Origin of the sequence: Henriciella marina (assembly GCF_027213945.1) — a bacterium.
GTDB classification, from domain to species: Bacteria; Pseudomonadota; Alphaproteobacteria; order Caulobacterales; family Hyphomonadaceae; genus Henriciella; species Henriciella marina_A.
Window position 1 is genome coordinate 851,292 of sequence record NZ_JAPWGW010000001.1, and the last position, 18,844, is coordinate 870,135.

The following is an 18,844-nucleotide window of genomic DNA, read 5'->3' on the forward strand; positions in this document are numbered from 1 at the left end:
CCCGCCCTTTCGACCGAAGGAGCGAATGGGTGAGTTCAGTTTCTGATCGCGATCTTGTTCGGGCATGGGGTCCATGGCTCGTCTGGATAATCGTGTTCGCGCTGATCTCTGCGCTCCTGCCGCGAGATGCAAGTTTTGATGTCGCCCATTATCACCTTCACAATGGCTGGTCGGCCCTCAATGGCAGGCTTGAGCAGGATCTCGCCCCGGCCGAGATGCACAGCTTTCTCAATCCGGTATTCAATGTTGCGGTCTGGTGGCTGATCGAACATCTGCCCGGCCCGGCGGTGAACGCAATTCTTGGCGCGTTTCAAGCAATCGCGGTGCCCATTCTGTATTTTCTGTCCCTGAGGCTGTTGAAGCTTTGCGGCGTTCGCGAAGCCAGGAGTGTTGCACTCGTCTGTGCCTTTGCCGGTTTTCTATGTGTCCCAATGCTGGCGACGATGGCTTCACTCCGAAACGACATGTTCGGTGCCATCGCGTTCTGCGCAGCGCTCCTGCTGCTCGTGGATAAGGAGGGTGAGGCGGTAGCGCTTCGACGCCTGCTGGTAGCGTCATTCCTTGTGGGCCTCGCAGCGGGCGTAAAGCTCACCAACATCGTCTACATTCCAGGGTTGGCAGTATTCACCCTGGCTGCCTGGTCGGGTGTTCGGCTTCGCGCGATCGCAACCGGCGTTGCTGCAGTGGGAGGGCTTGCGGGTATTGTTCTCGGCGGCGGCTGGTGGATGGCCAAATTGTATGCTGAATTCGGCAATCCAGTCTTTCCGATGCTGAACGACCTCTTCGGCGCCTCTCTCGGGCCGGAGGGCGTTTCGCGCGATATCCGTTATCTTCCGGACAGCTTCTTGAATGCGCTGGTAAGGCCGGTCACTGGCGCCTTCGACCTTGCGCTCATTAATGAAGATACTGGCCGCGATCTTCGACTGGCGGCTTTCTATCTTGGCGCGGTCGCGATTATCGGGCTTAGCCTCGTCCAGCTGCGCATGCGCGAGACTGTGCCCCGCCTCGTGATTGCGATGGCGCTCGCATGCCTCGCGTTCACCATAGTGTGGGTTCTGCAGTTTTCGATCATGCGCTACGCCACGGGCGCTTTTCTGCTTGGGCCTCTCATGCTTGTTCTCGCATGGAAGCTAAGCCCGCTTGAGAAAGCGCTAAGTGTTTCGGCAAGGCCTTTTCTCTATGGGATGGCGCTGCTGTTGATCGCATCGCTAGGGCCGGAATCTGTCCGCCGGGCGCCATGGGGCAGCGCAGCCGATCCTTATCTGGCGGTCGAGGTTCCAACAGGCATTAAGACTGAGAATGCGGGGGTAATCATGGCGGGACCTTTCCCGACCGCTTTCACCGCGATGGCTTTTGAAGACGCTGCGTGGGTCGCCCATGGCGCCGTTCAGACCTGGTCGCGACCATTTTTGGAAAATTACCGCCCCTTGATTACCGAGCGGATCAACCAGGATCAAATCGACCTGTTCGCGGTCATCTGTGTGCAGGAGACCGGCGCCGACGGCCGAGCAAACCAGAAAAAGGGTGTCACGGAAAAAAACACAGCCGGCCAGACGCTTGCGCGGCTGGCCGGTGAATACCCTGTACAGGCAGATGAAAGCGCCTGTCGTCAAATGGAGACGAGTTTCGACACCGAGACTACCAGCTGGGTGATATGCCCACTGACGCGTTCTTCGCCAGCAGGTCCCGCCTAGACTAACCCACCAGATCTTTCAGCTGGTCGACAAGGTCGGTCTTTTCCCATGCAAAACCGCCATCGGCGTCCGGCTTGCGGCCGAAATGGCCATAGGCTGCGGTGCGCGCGAAGATCGGCTTGTTGAGCCCAAGCGCCGTGCGGATGCCGCGCGGGGAAAGGTCCATCACTTCCATCAGGCGCTTTTCGAGCATGCGCTCATCGGTGTTCGCCGTGTCGTGAAGATTGACGTTGATCGACAGGGGGCGGGCGACGCCGATAGCGTAGGAAAGCTGCAGCGTGCAGCGCTTGGCAAGGCCAGCCGCGACCACGTTCTTCGCAAGGTAGCGGGCGGCATAGGCAGCCGAGCGGTCAACCTTCGTCGGGTCCTTGCCGGAGAAGGCGCCGCCGCCATGCGGGGCCGAGCCACCATAGGTGTCGACGATTATCTTGCGGCCGGTCAGGCCTGCATCACCATCAGGGCCGCCGATGACGAACTTGCCTGTTGGGTTCACGTAGAACTTGTCTTCCTGCGGGAACCAGCCGTCTGGCAGGATGTCCTTGACCACCGGGCGGACGAGTTCGCGGACGTCGGCGGCAGAAAGACCATCCTGATGCTGGGTGGATACAACCACGGCATCAACACCGATCGGCTTGCCATTGCTGTAAAGCATGGTGACCTGACTCTTGGCGTCTGGCTCGAATTCCGGACGCTCGCCGGAATGACGAAGCTCTGCCATCCGCTTCAGGATGCGGTGCGAGTAGGAGATCGGCGCTGGCATCAGCTCATCGGTCTCATCGCTCGCATAGCCGAACATGATGCCCTGGTCGCCAGCACCTTCTTCAGTGTAGGTGCCAGTGCCTTCATCAACGCCCGCGGCGATGTCTTCAGACTGACCGTGCAGCCAGTTGCTGAGCTTCAAATTCTCCCAGTGAAAGCCATCCTGTTCGTAGCCGATATCCTTCACCGCGGCGCGAACAACGTCTTCGATCATGTCTGGTGTGATCGTATCCGGACCGCGCATCTCACCGAGGAGGGCAATCTGGTTCGTGGTGGCAGCTGTCTCACAGGCGACGCGTACGCGAGACGTGTCGTAGCCTGCCTTGATGGCTTCACGAAAATACAGGTCTACCACCTCGTCGGAAACACGGTCACAAACCTTGTCCGGGTGCCCTTCAGAGACGCTCTCGCTGGTAAAAAGAAATACTGGATCGGTCAAAATTCTATTCCGGCTTTAAAGTGGTCGATCTAGCCCTGTTATAGGCTTCGCTTTGTTGAGGCTAGGCTTTTCAAGTATCGTCGTCATCCGTGACGCCCGCGGCCTTGACCGTCGCCAGCAGTGCTTTTCGCAACTCCTCATTTCGGATCTGCTGGAAATGGGAAACCAGATCCATGGCTTCGTGATCGAATTGCGGCAACGGCGCCGCTTCTGCGGCGTCTTCCTGAAACTGTTGAGGCAGGGAGAGATATTCTTTGGCGCCTTCGAAGAAATAGCCGATCTCTACATCGAGTACGCAGGCCAGTTCGTAAAGTCGGCCCGCCGATATACGGTTCACGCCCTTTTCGTATTTCTGGACCTGCTGGAAGGTCAGGCCGAGCTTTTCGCTCAGCTGTTCCTGTGTCCATTTCAGTTCCTTGCGGCGCCAGCGAATACGCTGACCGACCAGTTCGTCGATCCTGTTGGGTAATTTACTCTCGGGCATATAATCGCTTTTTTAAAGGGCGGATTTGACGTCAGCTTTAGCTGGCTTCTAGCGCCGCCAGGTAAAGAAGGCCAGAACCGTGAAGCCAGCGAGGGTGAGCCAGAAGAGCGCGGCGCCAAATCGTTGATAGGCCGTCGTCGCAAGTGGTTCGGGCAGCGGTGCGCGGACGACTGATGATACCCAGCCATCAGGATCACCTGGCATGCGCTGACCTCGCGCAGTTTCGCGGCCAAAGCCGTCTATTACCGCAGTTGCACCGCGGCTGGCGACACGCGCCATGGGCAGTCCGCTTTCGATGGAGCGGTAGCGATTCTGCGAATAATGCTGAGCAGGGCCAAGTCCTCGGCCGAACCATGCATCGTTGGAAATCGTCACAATCCATCGCGCCGCTTCGCGCTGTGGCCTTGCGGTGCGGGTAATCTCCGGAAAGAGTGCTTCATAGCAGATAAGCGCCACGAAGGGGGGCACGTCGCGTGGGAACACGACGGTCGGTTCGGCGCCCGGGTTGAACCCTGCAGACGCAAGCTCCTGCATTGCGCCTGGAAGAAAGCCCGCCATCATGTCGCCGAAGGGAATAATGTCCGTCGCGGCCAGTTCGCCGAATGGCACCAGTCGGTGCTTATCGTAAAGCCCGATCAGTTCGGACTGACCGTTCTCGGCTGCGAGTACCGCCAGGCTGTTAAAGAAGACCGTGTCGTCTTCCTCAAGGCTGCGGCGAGTTGAGCCGACAATGAGCGTGCGGTCGCCGAGATAGGTCGAGATTGTGTCGATCGCATAAGTGTTGGTCAGCAGGTAGAAGGGCAGGGCGCCTTCTGGCCAGACGACGATATCATCATCTGCGCTCTCAACCTGCTTCAGGAAGTTGAGATAACGGCGAAACAGCCGGTCGGACCCACTATTGTACTTTTCCGCCTGCGGTACGCCTGGGTCCATCAGGACGACGTGCTGCTCTGTCATCTGGGACGGTTCTGCAAGACGTTGTGCGCCCCACGCCCAGCCGACGCTGGCGAGGATCACAGCGGCGGTGATAGGCAAGGCACGCTCGAACAGGCCCCGCACCTCGCGCGTATCGACGAGGGCGGCGGGGGCGGCGCTGACGAACAGCGTCAAAAGCGTCAGCCAGTAGACCCCGCCAAGCGAGGCCGCCTGCGACAATGAGCTTCCCGGGGTCCAGGTGGTACCGAAAAGATTCCAGGGGAAGCCGCCGAACAGATAGCCGCGCAGAAGTTCAGCGAGCCCCATGAAGACGGTGAAAATGAAGATGCGCGACGGCGATGCCGACCAGAAGGCGCCCGCAAGGGAGAAAGCTGCGCCCCATATCAGCGCCATGCCGCCAGGCAGCAGGACAAGCGGCATCCAGATATAGGCGGCATGCTGCGCTGGATCGACGAGGAATGGCGAGACCGTCCAGTACATGCTGACGAGGAAGAAGCCATAGCCAAAAGCCCAGCCGCGCATGAAAAGGGCGCGGCCCCAGCGGGCTTTCTTGCGGGCACCGTCCATCATCCAGATGAGCAGTGTGACGCAGACGATGAGTGCAAGCGCGATATGGAAGGGCGCAAAGCCAAGCGCCGCGACGGCACCAAGAACAACACAGAGCAGAAATGCGAGCAGGCCCGAAAGACCGGACACGCCCTGATGCAGGGGGGCGAGGGCTGTCAGCCCGTAGCTCTGCTCACGAGCACTCAAGTTCCAGCCTCAACAGTCGCACGCCGGATGACGAGGCGCTCGATCCGCCGGGCGTCACCATCCATGATTTCTATGTCAGCGCCGACAGGGTGGCGTAGCACTTCGCCTCGTAGGGGGACCTTCCCGGCGAGCGCGAAGGCAACGCCGCCAAGCGTGTCGACCTCAACGTCCTGATCGCCGAGGTCAAGATCCATTCCTGTCTTTTCGAGGAAATCCGAAATTTCCATGCGGGCATCGACTTCCCATGCGTGGCGCCCACGCCGCACGACCATTGCGGGTTCTTCATCGTGCTCGTCTTCGATATCGCCGACGATCTCTTCCATGAGGTCCTCTAGCGAAACAAGGCCGTCCGTGCCGCCATATTCATCAACGACGAGCGCCATATGGATGCGGCTGGTCTGCATCTTCACCAGAAGGTCGGCAAGCTTCATCGATGGCGGGACATAGAGGATATCGCGGCGCAAGCGTTCCAACGGCCTGTCGAGCCCCTGGCCGCCGCGCGCGATTTCACCAACAACGTCCTTGATGTGAACGAGGCCAATCGGATCGTCGAGCGTTTCTCGATAGACCGGAAGGCGCGAATGGGATTCTTCGGCGTAGAGCTGGATCAGGGTCGGAAGGTCAGTCGAGAGTTCCACACCGACAATTTCTGCGCGCGGCACCATGACATTCGCAACACGGCCCTGTTCAAACTCGGCAAGCCGCAGTCGAAGCTGGGCAGGCGTGTGCTGTGCGTTCTCCACCGTAACAGCTTCTGCTTGCTGCTTTTCGTTTTCGCGCCGCCGGCTGAATCTGAAAAGTCGCGGGCGGCGCCGTCTCTCTCGGTCAGTTGTGTCAGTCATCTCATTCCAGCTCAGAGGTCTCTGCCATAGGGGTCGCCAATTCCAAGACCGGACAGGGCCTTGATTTCGAGCGCCTCCATCTCGCGGGCCTCCTCCTCGCTCATATGATCATAGCCAAGCAGGTGAAGATAGCCGTGAATGACGAGGTGGCTAAGGTGCTCGGTCAATTTGATGCCGCGTGTGGCTGCATCGCCACGCGAAACACCAAGCCCGACCGCGATGTCACCAAGAAATGGCGCGTCCAACTCATCAGCCGGGAAGGACAGGACATCAGTCGGCTTGTCCTTGCCGCGCCAGTCCCGGTTAAGCGTATGCATCTCGTCATCATCGGTCAGCAGAAGCGCGACCTCTCCTTCGATCCCTGTAAGGGCGAGCGCTGCCTTCAGCGCGCGTTGGCAGACCGTTTCGGGGTCTTCCATCTCATCTGTCCAGCCTGCGTCCTCGATGCGCAGGTCCAGCACGATGCTCACGATCCGGCCCCCGGCGTCTTGTCGCCGCTGGCGCCAGCATCCTTGTCATAGGCGCGGATGATGCGTGAGACGAGCGCATGGCGGCGCACATCCGATGCAGTGAAATGCACGATGCCCGTCCCTTCGACGCCTTCGAGGATACGCAGCGCATGGGCGAGGCCTGATTGCGTCTTGGGCGGAAGATCCACCTGTCCCGGATCACCCGTCACGACCATGCGCGAGTCGCGGCCGAGACGCGTCAATACCATTTTGGTCTGCCCGACCGTGGCGTTCTGCGCTTCATCCATGATGACGAAGGCGTTTTTCAGCGTACGTCCGCGCATGAAGGCGAGCGGCGCCACTTCGATAATTTTCTTCTCGCGCATCCGCTCGACATGGTCAGCGCCGAGCACTTCGTTCAGTGCATCCCAGATCGGACGGAGATAAGGCTCTACCTTCTCTTCAAGGTCGCCCGGCAGGAAGCCAAGATTCTCGCCAGCTTCAACGGCGGGTCGCGTAATGATCAGGCGTTCCTTGGTCTTCTTGCGAAGCTCGGCGGCGCCCGCGGCGACCGCAAGATAGGTCTTGCCGGTACCGGCAGGTCCGACGCCAAAGACCAGGTCGCGGCCTTCGCGGGTAAGGTAGTCGATATACTGGGCCTGCGTACGGGTCTGCGGCATCACAGGCACGCGGAGACCCGTCAGAGAGCCATAGCTCTCGGCAGGTGCCCGGGCCTGATCGATCGCGCCTTCGAAGGCATCTTCGCCCGCCGTAGGATCGCTTTTAAGCATGCGCTCAAACGCCGCCAGCGCTGCTTCGCCATCTGCCACGGCAGCCTGCGTGCCGGTCAGCCGGATGCTCCCACCCTGACTGTCGGCTTTCAGCTTGCCATCGATAAGGGCCATTTCCAGCTTCATGAGATTGCGATGCTGCGGCCCGCAGATCGCTGGAAGAAGCGCTGGATTTTCCGGGGTGTAGAGACGGGTGACGGTGCCTTTCAAGTCAGGCGGCCTCCACCACATGGGCGTATTCACCGGTCAGCGAGCTCATGGTTGACCCGACGATCTTTACGTCCACGATCTGCCCGACAAGGCTTTCCGGCGCATCGAAGTGAACCGCCTGCATCCAGGGTGAGCGTCCATGCGCCTGACCCGGCATCTTGCCCTTGCCGGTCACGAGGACGGGCAGGGTTTCGCCAACCTTTGAGGCGTTGAATTCCGTTTGCTGCTGCTTCAGCAGGGTTTGCAGCTGCTGCAGGCGCTCATCCTTCACCTCTTCAGGGACATGGCCGAACATGTCGGCGGCCGGTGTGCCCGGGCGAGGGGAATATTTGAACGAATAGGCAATGGCATAGCCAACTTCGCGGACGAGGTTCATCGTGTCCTCGAAGTCCTGATCGGACTCGCCCGGAAAGCCGACGATGAAATCGGATGCAAGCGCCATGTCGGGGCGCGCATCGCGCATCCGGCGCATAATGTCGAGATAGTGCTCCGCCGTATGGCCGCGGTTCATCGCTTTCAGAATACGGTCAGAGCCAGACTGCACGGGCAGGTGCAGGAAGGGCATCAGTTCCGGCACTTCGCCATGGGCGGCGATCAGATCGTCATCCATATCGCGCGGGTGGCTGGTCGTGTAGCGAATACGGTCAATGCCGCCGATCTTGGACAGGTGGCGCGCAAGCTGGCCAAGGCCCCATTCGCCGCCGCCCTCCAGCTTTGGTGCAGCGCCATGCCAGGCATTAACATTCTGGCCGAGCAGCGAGATGTCACGCACGCCCTGAGCGGCAAGGCTGCGCGCTTCGATAACGATGTCATCCACAGGGCGCGAGAGCTCTGCGCCGCGCGTGTAAGGCACGACGCAGAAGGTGCAGAACTTGTCGCAGCCTTCCTGCACCGAAAGGAACGCGGCCGGACCGTCCGCCTCACGCTGCTTTGGCAGGGCGTCGAACTTCTCTAGCGTTTCAAATTCGGTTTCCAGCCGGTCGCCTGCTGCGCGGCTGGCGCGGGCGACCATTTCAGGCAGCTTGTGATAGGCCTGCGGGCCCAGCACGAGATCGACCGCTGGCTGGCGGCGCATGATCTCAGCGCCTTCGGCCTGCGCCACGCAACCAGCAACGGCGATGGTCATCTTGCCGCCAGACGCCTCTTTCATCTTCTTGATCTGACCAAGCTCGGAATAGACCTTTTCGGTCGCCTTCTCACGGATATGGCAGGTGTTCAGCACGACAAGGTCAGCGGTCTCCGGACCGTCAACAGGCTGATAGCCAAGCGGGCGCAACACATCGCGCATGCGCTCGCTGTCATAAACATTCATCTGGCAGCCATACGTCTTGATGAAAAGACGCTTGGGCTCTGGGCGCGAAGTTGGGGTGGTCATCCGCGGGCTTATGCAACAAAACAGGCCTTGGGGCCAGCCTCGGGAGTTAGTTGGACTTGTCTGTTTTCAGCGGCACGCCGTAAAGCTCCAGCCGGTGATCGACCAGCCTGTAGCCAAGGCGTTCAGCGATTTCGACCTGAAGGCGCTCGATCTCTTCAGAGTGAAACTCGACAACATCGCCTGACTTCACATCAATCAGGTGATCATGATGCTCTTCAGGCACTTCCTCGAAGCGGGCACGCCCGTCACGGAACTCGTGACGCTCGATGATGCCGCTTTCCTCAAACAGTTTCACTGTCCGGTAGACGGTCGCCAGCGAGATGGAATTGTCGAGCGCATTGGCCCGGCGGTGCAGCTCTTCAGCATCGGGGTGGTCGTCGGATGAAGACAGCACGCGCGCAATTGTGCGACGCTGCTCGGTCATCCGGAGCCCTTTTTCGGTGCAAAGCTTTTCGAGACGATCCATGGCCTGTTCATGCCCCCGATTTGTTCGTGTGTCCAGCGAACTGACGCGACATTAGCACGGCGTCTGCAGCAACGCCGTCTTCGCGTCGGTAATAGGCCTTGCGAAGGCCGTCGCGTCTGAAACCGTTGCGTTCATAGAAAGAGATAGCGGGAAGATTGTCGTCAGCAACATCAAGGATCAGCCGGTCGATACCATATGGGCCGAGCAGCGTGGCCGAATGATCGAAGAGCTTCTGTGCAACGCCATCACGGCGATTGTCCGGGTGCACGCATATGGTCAAGATTTCCGCGTCCGGTGGCACACGCTGGACAAGGAGCATCCCGTTCAGCGCGTCGCCCTCTTCGTGCCCGAGTGCAAGCGTCGTCTGCGCGCTCAGGGTTTCGCGCATTGACCGGGCACTCCACTGGCCAGCCGAATCGAAACAGGCGGCATGCAGCATGGCCGCGCGCGCTGAATCCTCTTCATTCAGGATCGTAATGGCGCCGCCTGCAGTCATCAGAGCTTGCGGCCGCCCGGCAAGGCCGCGTCCGGCGCTCTGACGTAAACGGGCCGTGCAATAGTGGAGGCATCATCTGCATCGTAAGCGAACTCTGCGGTGCGCCGCGCGCTCGGGTGCGCTTCGTGAATATCAATACTCTCCAGAGCGGCACCAAGCGGACCATCGGTCTCGCCATAAACAAAGTGAGGATGGGCGCCGAGTTCGGCCTTTATTGCGTCAAGGCCAAGTTCTTCTGGCTCCCCTGTCGCGGCGCCCGTGCGAAACCGCTGGACCCAGTATGACAGGTCAGGCGGGCGCCTCTTGGCGGGAAGGGCAACGATGGCAGAGCCCTGCTGGCCTGCGGGGAGTGCCGCTTCGAGCGCAGTCACGCCAATACACGGCACTTTCAGCGCCAATGAGAGCCCGCGTGCAAAGGCGACTCCAACGCGAATGCCGGTAAAGCTACCGGGGCCGGTGACGACACCAATCCGGTCAATGTCCTGAAGCGTGTAGCCAGCATCATCCATGCATGCAGCCACGATAGCAGGCAGACGCGCATCCTGTCCGCGCACCATCTCTTCCCGGCGTTCCGACAGGCAACTGCCAGCTTGAACTACCGCGACATCGCAAGCCGGGCCGGATGTGTTGATACCGAGTATCAGCATGGCACGATCGCCTGCCTAGAGGATCTTGCAGGCCTCATCGAAGCTAAGGCGCGGGCTACGGTCAAAGATGGTGCTGTCATCACCATGGCCGATGGCACACAGGAAGTTCGAACGCCAGTGATGGGTCTCATCCTTGTCGGCAAAGAATTCCAGATCGACGCCATCCTGATTGAAACCGGACATTGGTGCGCAGTCGAGCCCGAGCGCGCGTGCCGCCATCATCAGATAAGCGCCCTGGAGAGAGCCATTGCGCATGGCGTGCTCTTCGCGGGCATGCGGATCGGAGAACCAGTCCTTTGCGCCCGGATTATGCGGGAAGAGCTGGGGGATCTTCTCATGGAACATGAAGTCATTCGCGATGATGCAGACCCATGGGGCGCTCAGCGTCTTGTCGACATTGCCTTCCATGAGGTGCGGCTTGAGGCGCGCCTTGGCCTCTTCGGTGCGAATGAAAACGAAGCGGGCCGGGCAGCAATTGGCGCTGGTCGCTCCCATCTTCGCCAGGTCATAGACCGCGCGGATCAGTGTCTCCGGCACATCCTTGTCGTGCCAGCCATTATAGGAGCGCCCCTCCCGCCAGATGAGGTCCAGTGCGTAATCATTGACCGGGTCAGACATGGTGGGGAACTCCTTGATCGTGAAAGTCTACAGCGCGGCTTCGACCGCATTCACTTCAGGCACATAAGCCTTCAGCATGTTTTCGATTCCCTGCTTCAGCGTCATCGTAGACGATGGGCAACCTGCACAGGCGCCCCGCATGGCAAGATGAACGATGCCGGTATCAGCATCGAAGCGTTGAAAGGTAATGTCGCCGCCGTCTTGTGCCACGGCTGGGCGCACACGTGTTTCGATCAGTTCCAAAATCTCGCCGACGATTTCGGCGGTTTCGCCTTCATAATCGTCCGCCGTGGTCGCATTTTCGTCGACCTGCGGCGCAGCGCCGCCATCGCTCAATACGGGAAGGCCAGCGACATAGTGGTCCATGATCGCCGCTAGAACCATCGGGCGAAGATGCTTCCAGTCAGAGCCTTCTGCCTTGGACACGGAAAGAAAATCCGGGCCCAGAAACACGCGGGTCACACCTTCCACATTGAAAACGGTCTGCGCGAGCGGGCTCGAACCTGCTTCCTCGACGCTTGCAAAATCGAAGGGGCCGACAGCGCCGGCAACGGTCTCACCGGGAATGAATTTGATCGTGTCGGGATTTGGCGTGGGCTCGGTCTGTATGAACATCGAAGGTCCGGCACTCTCTTGTCTGCTAACGCCACTGAGATGGACGCCCATGCCGCCAGTTTCAAGCCGTGCCGCACCGTGCGCGATACCGCGCCACACAGACTATTGCGCGGCTGCCGTACCCGTCAGTGCAGCTTCGGCGCGGTCTTCAGCATCAATGATGATCGCGCCGCCTAGATCACGCGTCGCCCGGCCTGCTTCGCTGATATAAAACGCCATCATGGCGAGATGGTCCGCCATGAGACGTGCATCGCCTGACTGGTTCGACACAAACAGCGGGTCGAGCGTTGCCGCCTTGCGCCATGCTGCAACCAGTCTGTCGATCCGGGATTGTACCGCCTCGCTGACCAAAGTGTCCGGTTCGGCGTTGAGGCTGGCTGTGATCAGTTGGCTGGCAAGCTGTGCGCGGGCACGCGCCGCATAGAAGGCCTGAACGTCCGCCTCGGATGCGGGCCACCCATCGCGCAGGTTCGATTGTTCACCCAGCTCAGCCACCGAAACGTCAGACCAGCTTGCCATCAGGCCGAGCTTGTCGAGCAGGTTTTCAAACCCGGTCGCATCGGATGCAAGATCACGTTCCAGACGGCCTTCGTAACGGGCAAGGGCCTCTGCGGCCGCGGCAAGCCGCGGCGTCTGTTCGAGTTGTGGATCCACGACAAGCAAACGTGCGGCAGCCGATAGGTCGGGGTCTGCTGTCCCACGCGGCGTCTTCGCCTGCATCGACATCAGCCGCGTATACTCGCTCATTGATGAGGAAAGCGCTCCCTGCCAGGCGGGGAGGCCCGTCAGGCGTGCCTGCGGGTGCCAACCCGGCCGGTCATTGGCCCAACCCGGCCCAGCGATTTCTCGACCGATCATCGTGATGATGATCCCGGTCTCTGGTGAGGTCCAGGGGCGTTCAGCGGACAGGACGACCGGCTCATCCTTGATGTCATGGGATCCAGCAACAAGCGCCGGATAGAATGCGGCGATCGCGAGAAGTCCCAGAACTTTCAGGGCCTTGATACTGCGACCCCACCACCATTCCGCCGTCTGCATCAGTGGCGACGGTTCGGCCTCTTCAAGATAGGAATCCGGCAGGTCCGTGCCGATAAGCGTTACAGCAAGCCCGTCTTCGCGGGTCTTTACTGGAAGCTTTTCGACATTGTTCATGCGGTCGCTGATCCGGCGTGGCTCGCTGGGGCACGAATTGATCAGGTGCCACAGCTTGTTGGATTAAGGTTTTGTTAACACATAAACCTTGATCCGCCCACGGTATATTATGCGTTTATTCCGCATCCGAAACGAATAGTCGTTTCTAGAGGCTCAGAGACCTAATGTCTGAACAAGAGCGAGGGCGCTGGATGCCGCGATTACGGAGAGAAGTACGAAAAGCCCGATCTGTCCGCCATGATGGCGCCGTGCAGTGCGCTCAGTTGTCGTTGCCATTTTCTGCACTTTCCTCCTGGTCTTCAGCCTCGAGGCTGCTCACCTGTTCACTGACGCCTTCAGCAAGATCCTGAACGCGGTCGAGGCGTTCTTGTTGCCTGTCGCATGCCGAAAGCAGGGGCGTTCCGGCAAACATTGCCAGTGTCAGCAAGGCCAGAGGCCGGGACGGGATGGGCGACGGAGTCTTCATGTGGGGGACGCAAATAGACTGAATCGAGCCAGATGGCGAGCAGTTTGGTCTAAATCGCACCGAGTGCCCTACCCACCGTTTCGCCCGCTTCGTGGATGGCATCGCGCGCTGGCGGCGAAACGGCGGTAAGGTTCATGAAGCCATGGACCATGCCGGGGTGCTCGCGGATCGTGACCGGTACGCCATGGGCCGCCAGCTTGCTGGCGTAGGCGCGACCCTCATCCTTCAGAGGGTCCCAGCCGCAGAGGACGACGTGGGCGGGCGGCAGGCCATAGAAATCATCATCCGGCGCGAATAGCGGCGACACTTTCCTGTCCATCCGGTCGCTCTCGGCCTGAATGTAGGCATCTCGGAAATAGTCGAAAAGCCGCTCTGACAGGAAGAAGCCTTCCTGAAGGGTCAGTTTCTTGGTCCTGATGTCAACAAACTGGACAAGCGGATAAAGCAGAAGCTGGAACGAGGGCGCGGGTTCTCCCTGCCGGTTCAGTTCCTGGCAGAGGTATGCGGCCAGATTGCCGCCAGCGCTATCGCCTGCCACGCACAGTCTTTCGGGATCCATCTTCAACAGGTCTGTGCGCTGCGTGGCCCAGTTCCAGATCGCCATTGCGTCTTCGTGCGCCGCCGGAAAGGGGTGCTCCGGTGCAAGCCGGTAGTGAACGGATAGCACGCGGCACCGCGAGCCCGCCGCCAGCCTGCGGCAGATCATGTCATGACTATCGAGGTCACCGAGGACGAAACCCCCGCCATGGAAAAACAGGATGCCCGGCCCCGGGCCAATGCCTGCGCCAAGAGGCGTATATAGCCGGGCCTTCAGGGGTCCGTCCGCGCCATCCACGGCGAGGGTGGAAATGTCGGCGAGTTCCGGCGCATCGCGCTCTACCGACCGGCTTGCCCGGTAGAAACTGTTGCGCAGCCTGTCAGTCGACTGGACCAGATCCAGTTTGGAAAAGTCGGGAAGCTTGAAGCGGTCCAGAAAGGTGCGCAGGGTTTCGTCTAGGGCCATCAGCCTAAAATGACGCATCATTCGCGAAATTGAAGCCGGATTGTTGCTGGCCCTGAATTATTTTTTCGGCCAGTGTGCACTTATGTCCGTAATTGATGTCTTCTGGTCGTTCCGCTCGCCATACTCTTACCTGGCGACCAAGCGGCTTATCTCGCTATCCGAAACCTGGGATGTGCGCGTTCGCCCGCGCCCTGTCTATCCGATCGCCATTCGCACGCCGGACTTCTTCCAGACTATCCGTCCGCAATGGACCCCTTATCTCATGCGGGACATCTTCCGCCTCGCTGAGTATCTCGGTCTGCCTATGGCGCGGCCAGATCCTGACCCTGTCGTCATGGACATGGCGACCCGCAAGATTTCAGAGGATCAGCCTTTTATCGGCCGCCTGACACGAATGGGCGTGCTGGCCTGCGAGGCAGGCGATGCGCAAGGCTGGGCTTTTCTGAACGAGATCTCGACACTCATCTGGTCCGGAACGCCGTGGATGACGTCGGACCATCTGGAGCAAGCGGCTGGCCGGGCCGGATTCGATCTGGCGGAACTCGATGCCCGTCAGGCTGATGAGAAGAAGAGGCTGGAAGCGATCATCAAGGACAATGAAGACGCGCAGCAGCCCTATCATTGGGGCGTGCCCCTCATGGTATTCGAGGATGAGGCCTTTTTCGGCCAGGATCGTATCGATCTTCTGGAATGGCGATTGGAAAAAGCGGGCGTCAAACGCCTCTGACGCTCAATAGGCGGACATCATCCAGATGATCCGCCGGATGCCGTAGCGGTCCAGATAATCGAGCCCGGTGGTCCATAGACGCGCTTTAGTCATCTCGGGCAGGTTCTCGACGCGCTGGATCATACGCACACCAAGATCGCAGAAATTTACTGCCTCAAGCGCGGCATCCATCTCCCGTCGGCTCTTGCCTTCGGTGGTCAGCAGCAGGGTGAGATCGCTGTCGAACAGTGCGCCTGTGCCCAGCGTCTGCAGCGCGCTCATGTCCGCGCGCGATGGGTAGCTTCGGTTCTGGGGCCTTATCCTCGCATCAATCACCGCATCCAGCAGGATAGTGAGTGTTTCGACCGAATAATCATAAAGCGGCTCACCGGGCGCGAGATAGGACTGCAAGAGCAGATAGGCCTCCTGCTCGGCAAGCCCTGCATAGGCGACAAGGTCGGTGCCCATGCAATAGGGCGCGCCGGATGCTGACAGGCTTTCCAGCCGCGCGCTTGTGAGATTCATGACCTCGTTTGCATAGCGTATATCGGCCTTTGAAAGCCGCTGAAGGCTCTGCATGAGAGGCTCGCTACCGGCCTGCAGGAGCAAGACGCCAATCTCGCCTTCAGGGACACCGCGTTCGAGCGCGACCAGAAGCGCCTCGCGTAACTGCCGGGCCTCTGCCGGAAATGCGCTGTCGAGCTTCCTGAAATAGGTGCGCGTCAGCGGGTCTTCGCCAAGCTCGGCACGCGCGGCTTCGGCTTCAGCTTCCCTGTCGCTGGCGACCTCATCGCTGATCTGCCCGCCCGTGAGAGCGGGCCAGATGAACAGGAGACCGGTGACGGTGAGGGCAAGCGCGAAGGCGGCGGCCACAATCCAGGTGCCGCCAGACGTCGCCTTGCCCTTTTCCCCATCCGGTCTGTCTGATTCGCCGCTCACGCCTAAACGGAGATGACGCCGGGTGCAGGCGGCTCACTATAGAGGCCGCGGACCAGTTCGTCGCGGCGGTCGATAACGCAGCGCTGGTTCACATAGCCCTTGTCAGTGATCTCGCCTGCATCGATCGATGGCGGTTCTGTCATGACAGTGAAGCGCCTGATCTTGCGTGAGGATCCTTTCTCACCCGCATTGAACGCCTTCACTTTTTCGGTGAGATCAGCTGTGAGCTGCATCAGCGCTTTCGGCGCGTCGCCTTCAGCCTTCTTCACATAGGACATGAAAGTTGCCTGTGCTGGCCAGAACATCGCGGCCGCAAAGTCCTTGTCCTGACCGGCAATGACGGCGTCAAAGACCAGCGGCGAACAGGCCGCGACAAGGTCGGGCCGCAACGTGCCAACAGACACCCATGTACCGGTCGACAGTTTGAAGTCTTCGCCCACGCGGCCATCAAAGATGATGCCTTTATTGGGGTCATTCTCGTCGACCATGATGGCAGCGTCGCCGAGCTTGTAGAAGCCTTCCTCGTCGAACACTTCCGCATTCTTGTCCGGCATGCCTCGATAGCCCGGCATCACGCTCGGGCCTTTTACGCGCACTTCCAGCTTTGCCCCGTTCGGCACCAGCTTCAGCGTCATGCCCGGCAGAGGCAGGCCGATCAGGCCAACCCGCTCCACCACCCAGTGCACCACGGTGATGCCCTGTGTCTCGGTCGCGCCATACATGGTGATAATCGGGATACGCTTGCCGGTCGCTTTGATGGCGAGCGTCTGCAGCCGCTCGTAAAGATCGTCCGACAGCGTCGCGCCGCCATAGCCGATCGAGCGCATGTTCTTGAAGAAGGCTTTCAGCAGGTCGTCATCCTGCTCCATCGCGTCGGCCAGCATGGACAGGGCAATCGGCGCAGTGCCGAAGGTTGATGGGCTCACCTCACGGATATTACGGATCGTCTCACCGAACAGGTCCGGCGTCGGCTTGCCGCCATCGATCCAGAAAGTCGCACCGTTCCAGAGCGCACCATTGAAGTTCACATTGGAGCCGGAAATGTGGTTCCACGGCAGCCAGTCGAGCACCTGGTTGACCTCATCCGGATCGTAATCAGGGTCGCGCTCATCATCGCGGAGGCCTTCCTGGCCCGCGATCATTGAGCACATGGCCCCCTGCGTGGTCGGCACCGGCTTCGGCATCCCCGTAGAGCCAGACGTGAAAAGATATTTGCCGACGCTGTCATCGGTGAGTTTCGCCAAAGCTGCATCGACAGCCGCAGTCGGCTCGGTCTGCGCCAGCGTATCGAAAGACTGGATTTCGTTCGTGGCGCCGGTCTTGGCGAAGACGGTGCAGCCATGATCGCCCAGCGCGCTAAGCGCATTTTTGAACGGCTCGACATCCTGTACGAAAATGGCCTTTGGCTGCACAGCGCCGAAACAATGTTTCAGCTTGTTGAAATCGGTCGACATGGTCGAATAGGGGACCGAGATCGGGGCCGCAGGTGCGCCGATTTTCTGCGCTGCCATGATGACCAGCGCGCTTTCAATTGAATTGCCCGACAGGATCATGACCGGCGCGTCCGGCCCTGCGCCCATGTTCAGGAAAGCCTGCGCCAGCGCATCGACCTTCTTCTTGCCTTGCGCGTAGGTGACAGTCCGCCACTGATCCGTCGCAGGATCGCGCTGCTTCAGCCACGGGCGGTCCGGATGTTCGGCGGCCCGCTCATCGAGGCAATGCGGAATGGTCTTCGGCCGGTCACCGGGAGACTGGCGCGGCGTCAGATAGATGGTGCCGTCATCCTTGCGGACCATTTCGATGTCCGGCTCTTTCTGCGGCAGGGGGCGAAATGGCGGCAATGCCTGTCCGTCGGCCATGGGAGTCTCCCTCAAATTTCCATTTTTATATAGCTGGTCCAGTCTATACACAGGCAAATCCCTGCCAAGAGAAAGCCGCTGATGACCCTACGTAAAATCGGCCTTCACCCTGTCGGAACCGTCAGGTCTGAGCGGTCTGAACCGGTCGATGATGGCTGGGATGCTATCCCCGCGCACATCGAGCTCGACCCGGACCAGTTCACGCCTGAAGCCCTTTTTGGCCTCGACACCTTCTCCCACGCAGAGGTGGTTTTCGTCTTCGATCAGGTGCCGGACGAGAAGATCGAGCGCGGCGCACGCCATCCGCGCGGCAATAGAGACTGGCCGCTGACGGGCATCTTCGCTCAGCGCGGCAAGAACCGGCCAAACCGGATTGGCGTCACTGTTTGCCGCGTCCTGAAGGTGGAGGGGCTGAATCTTTATCTCGAAGGTCTCGATGCGATCGACGGCACACCGGTCCTCGACATCAAGCCCGTCATGGAAGGCTTCCTGCCCCGCGGCGACATCCGTGAGCCGGACTGGTCGAAAGCCCTGATGGCGGGTTATTGGGACTGAGGCTGGGGGGCGTGATGACCGACACTTTTGATATTCGCTTCGATCCGCCAATTGACCCGGCTGGAAGAACCTATCGCAATATTCCAATCGATGATCCGCATTTTATTTCCAAGGCTATCAAGCTCTCTATTAGCTGGGAGGTGGTCTACTGGGCAGGGCAATCCAGCTTTTCCGGCGGACGCGGCCAGATGATCAGCGTGCTTTCGGAGCTGGTACATGCATATCGAGCTTCGAAACAAAGGTCAGACTTCGAGCTTGCGCCACTAGGCGAGGAGTTGGGGCGGATCGAATTTCGCGAGAACTGCGCACTGTTCTACGATCTCTATGCGACGCCGCCAGACAAACCCATTGCGCATTGCGAGGCTGCGCAGGTGGAGCGCTGCTACCAGGAGGCTGTCAGCGCATTCTATCACCGGATGCTCCAATTTATGGAGCATTAGCAGTTCGCGGATGCCTTCATTGGGAGTAGTCTTGGCCCAAGCCTCTCTTTCCGCCTTCCCAGCGAAAGCTGGGACCCATGGCGGTTGAGCAACCACCTCCCAGCCGCCATAGGCCTCACCTTGCGGTGTGGAAGCGGTATTGAAGACGTC

Annotated in this window: 22 protein-coding genes; 4 read left to right on the plus strand and 18 right to left on the minus strand. The window is 59.9% G+C overall.

Annotation, left to right across the window (positions count from 1 at the left end):
* The first annotated feature begins 29 nt into the window (after positions 1-29).
* Positions 30-1,694: a hypothetical protein gene (locus tag O4G74_RS04320; protein ID WP_269401426.1), complete on the plus strand. Its 1,665-nt coding sequence runs from the start codon at positions 30-32 to the stop codon at positions 1,692-1,694.
* A gap of 1 nt (position 1,695) precedes the next feature.
* Here the strand turns inward: O4G74_RS04320 and metK are convergent, their stop codons facing one another.
* The 16 genes from metK to O4G74_RS04405 all read right to left on the minus strand — a co-directional run bounded on the left by metK (position 1,696) and on the right by O4G74_RS04405 (position 14,216).
* On the minus strand, positions 1,696-2,892 hold the full coding sequence (metK, locus tag O4G74_RS04325) for a methionine adenosyltransferase (protein WP_269401427.1): 1,197 nt from the start codon (positions 2,890-2,892) through the stop codon (positions 1,696-1,698).
* 70 nt (positions 2,893-2,962) lie between these two features.
* Entirely contained in the window at positions 2,963-3,376 is a 414-nt protein-coding gene (locus O4G74_RS04330) for a helix-turn-helix domain-containing protein (RefSeq protein ID WP_269401428.1), read from the minus strand.
* Positions 3,377-3,424: 48 nt separating this feature from the next.
* Entirely contained in the window at positions 3,425-5,065 is a 1,641-nt protein-coding gene (gene lnt / locus O4G74_RS04335; RefSeq protein ID WP_269401429.1) for an apolipoprotein N-acyltransferase, read from the minus strand.
* Positions 5,062-5,808, minus strand: coding sequence for a hemolysin family protein (locus O4G74_RS04340; RefSeq protein WP_269401430.1), 747 nt, complete (start codon positions 5,806-5,808; stop codon positions 5,062-5,064). Before O4G74_RS04340 ends, lnt begins: the two co-directional genes overlap by 4 nt.
* Positions 5,809-5,918: 110 nt before the next feature.
* Positions 5,919-6,377: an rRNA maturation RNase YbeY gene (gene ybeY, locus O4G74_RS04345; protein ID WP_269401431.1), complete on the minus strand. Its 459-nt coding sequence runs from the start codon at positions 6,375-6,377 to the stop codon at positions 5,919-5,921.
* Positions 6,374-7,357, minus strand: a complete 984-nt coding sequence (locus O4G74_RS04350; RefSeq protein WP_269401432.1) for a PhoH family protein — start codon at positions 7,355-7,357, stop codon at positions 6,374-6,376. Before O4G74_RS04350 ends, ybeY begins: the two co-directional genes overlap by 4 nt.
* A gap of 1 nt (position 7,358) precedes the next feature.
* Positions 7,359-8,732, minus strand: coding sequence for a tRNA (N6-isopentenyl adenosine(37)-C2)-methylthiotransferase MiaB (gene miaB / locus O4G74_RS04355; RefSeq protein WP_269401433.1), 1,374 nt, complete (start codon positions 8,730-8,732; stop codon positions 7,359-7,361).
* A gap of 46 nt (positions 8,733-8,778) precedes the next feature.
* On the minus strand, positions 8,779-9,198 hold the full coding sequence (locus O4G74_RS04360; RefSeq protein WP_269401434.1) for a Fur family transcriptional regulator: 420 nt from the start codon (positions 9,196-9,198) through the stop codon (positions 8,779-8,781).
* Positions 9,199-9,205: 7 nt separating this feature from the next.
* The gene (locus O4G74_RS04365; protein ID WP_269401435.1) at positions 9,206-9,694 is read right to left on the minus strand and encodes a GNAT family N-acetyltransferase; all 489 of its coding nucleotides are present in this window, start codon (positions 9,692-9,694) and stop codon (positions 9,206-9,208) included.
* Positions 9,694-10,341 carry a tRNA (adenosine(37)-N6)-threonylcarbamoyltransferase complex dimerization subunit type 1 TsaB gene (gene tsaB, locus O4G74_RS04370; RefSeq protein ID WP_269401436.1) on the minus strand — a complete coding sequence of 216 codons (648 nt, stop codon included), beginning with the start codon at positions 10,339-10,341 and terminating at the stop codon, positions 9,694-9,696. Before tsaB ends, O4G74_RS04365 begins: the two co-directional genes overlap by 1 nt.
* A 15-nt stretch (positions 10,342-10,356) precedes the next feature.
* Complete coding sequence (locus O4G74_RS04375) at positions 10,357-10,959, minus strand: malonic semialdehyde reductase (RefSeq protein WP_269401437.1); 603 nt, start codon at positions 10,957-10,959, stop codon at positions 10,357-10,359.
* Between the two features lie 27 nt (positions 10,960-10,986).
* Entirely contained in the window at positions 10,987-11,574 is a 588-nt protein-coding gene (locus O4G74_RS16400) for a NifU family protein (RefSeq protein ID WP_331283518.1), read from the minus strand.
* Positions 11,575-11,676: 102 nt separating this feature from the next.
* Positions 11,677-12,726, minus strand: a complete 1,050-nt coding sequence (locus tag O4G74_RS04390) for a hypothetical protein (RefSeq protein ID WP_269401438.1) — start codon at positions 12,724-12,726, stop codon at positions 11,677-11,679.
* Positions 12,727-12,879: 153 nt separating this feature from the next.
* A complete protein-coding gene (locus O4G74_RS04395) occupies positions 12,880-13,002 on the minus strand; it encodes a hypothetical protein (protein WP_269401439.1) in 123 nt (40 codons plus the stop codon).
* Positions 12,986-13,192: a hypothetical protein gene (locus tag O4G74_RS04400; protein WP_269401440.1), complete on the minus strand. Its 207-nt coding sequence runs from the start codon at positions 13,190-13,192 to the stop codon at positions 12,986-12,988. The genes O4G74_RS04395 and O4G74_RS04400 overlap by 17 nt, the downstream gene beginning before the upstream one ends.
* A 49-nt stretch (positions 13,193-13,241) precedes the next feature.
* Positions 13,242-14,216 (minus strand): alpha/beta hydrolase, encoded by a 975-nt coding sequence (locus O4G74_RS04405; protein ID WP_269401441.1) that lies wholly within the window; start codon positions 14,214-14,216, stop codon positions 13,242-13,244.
* Positions 14,217-14,277: 61 nt separating this feature from the next.
* On the opposite strand from O4G74_RS04405, the gene O4G74_RS04410 reads away from it, so the two are divergent.
* Positions 14,278-14,922: a 2-hydroxychromene-2-carboxylate isomerase gene (locus tag O4G74_RS04410; protein WP_269401442.1), complete on the plus strand. Its 645-nt coding sequence runs from the start codon at positions 14,278-14,280 to the stop codon at positions 14,920-14,922.
* Between the two features lie 3 nt (positions 14,923-14,925).
* On the opposite strand, the gene O4G74_RS04415 is transcribed toward O4G74_RS04410, so the two are convergent.
* Together O4G74_RS04415 and O4G74_RS04420 are read right to left on the minus strand one after the other, a co-directional pair.
* The gene (locus O4G74_RS04415; protein WP_269401443.1) at positions 14,926-15,840 is read right to left on the minus strand and encodes a hypothetical protein; all 915 of its coding nucleotides are present in this window, start codon (positions 15,838-15,840) and stop codon (positions 14,926-14,928) included.
* A 2-nt stretch (positions 15,841-15,842) separates the two neighbouring features.
* Positions 15,843-17,699, minus strand: coding sequence for an AMP-binding protein (locus O4G74_RS04420; protein ID WP_269401444.1), 1,857 nt, complete (start codon positions 17,697-17,699; stop codon positions 15,843-15,845).
* 81 nt (positions 17,700-17,780) lie between these two features.
* Between O4G74_RS04420 and O4G74_RS04425 the strand changes: the two genes are divergently transcribed.
* On the plus strand, positions 17,781-18,254 hold the full coding sequence (locus O4G74_RS04425; RefSeq protein WP_269401445.1) for an SAM-dependent methyltransferase: 474 nt from the start codon (positions 17,781-17,783) through the stop codon (positions 18,252-18,254).
* Positions 18,255-18,268: 14 nt separating this feature from the next.
* Positions 18,269-18,694, plus strand: coding sequence for a hypothetical protein (locus O4G74_RS04430; RefSeq protein ID WP_269401446.1), 426 nt, complete (start codon positions 18,269-18,271; stop codon positions 18,692-18,694).
* Positions 18,695-18,844 lie beyond the last annotated feature (150 nt).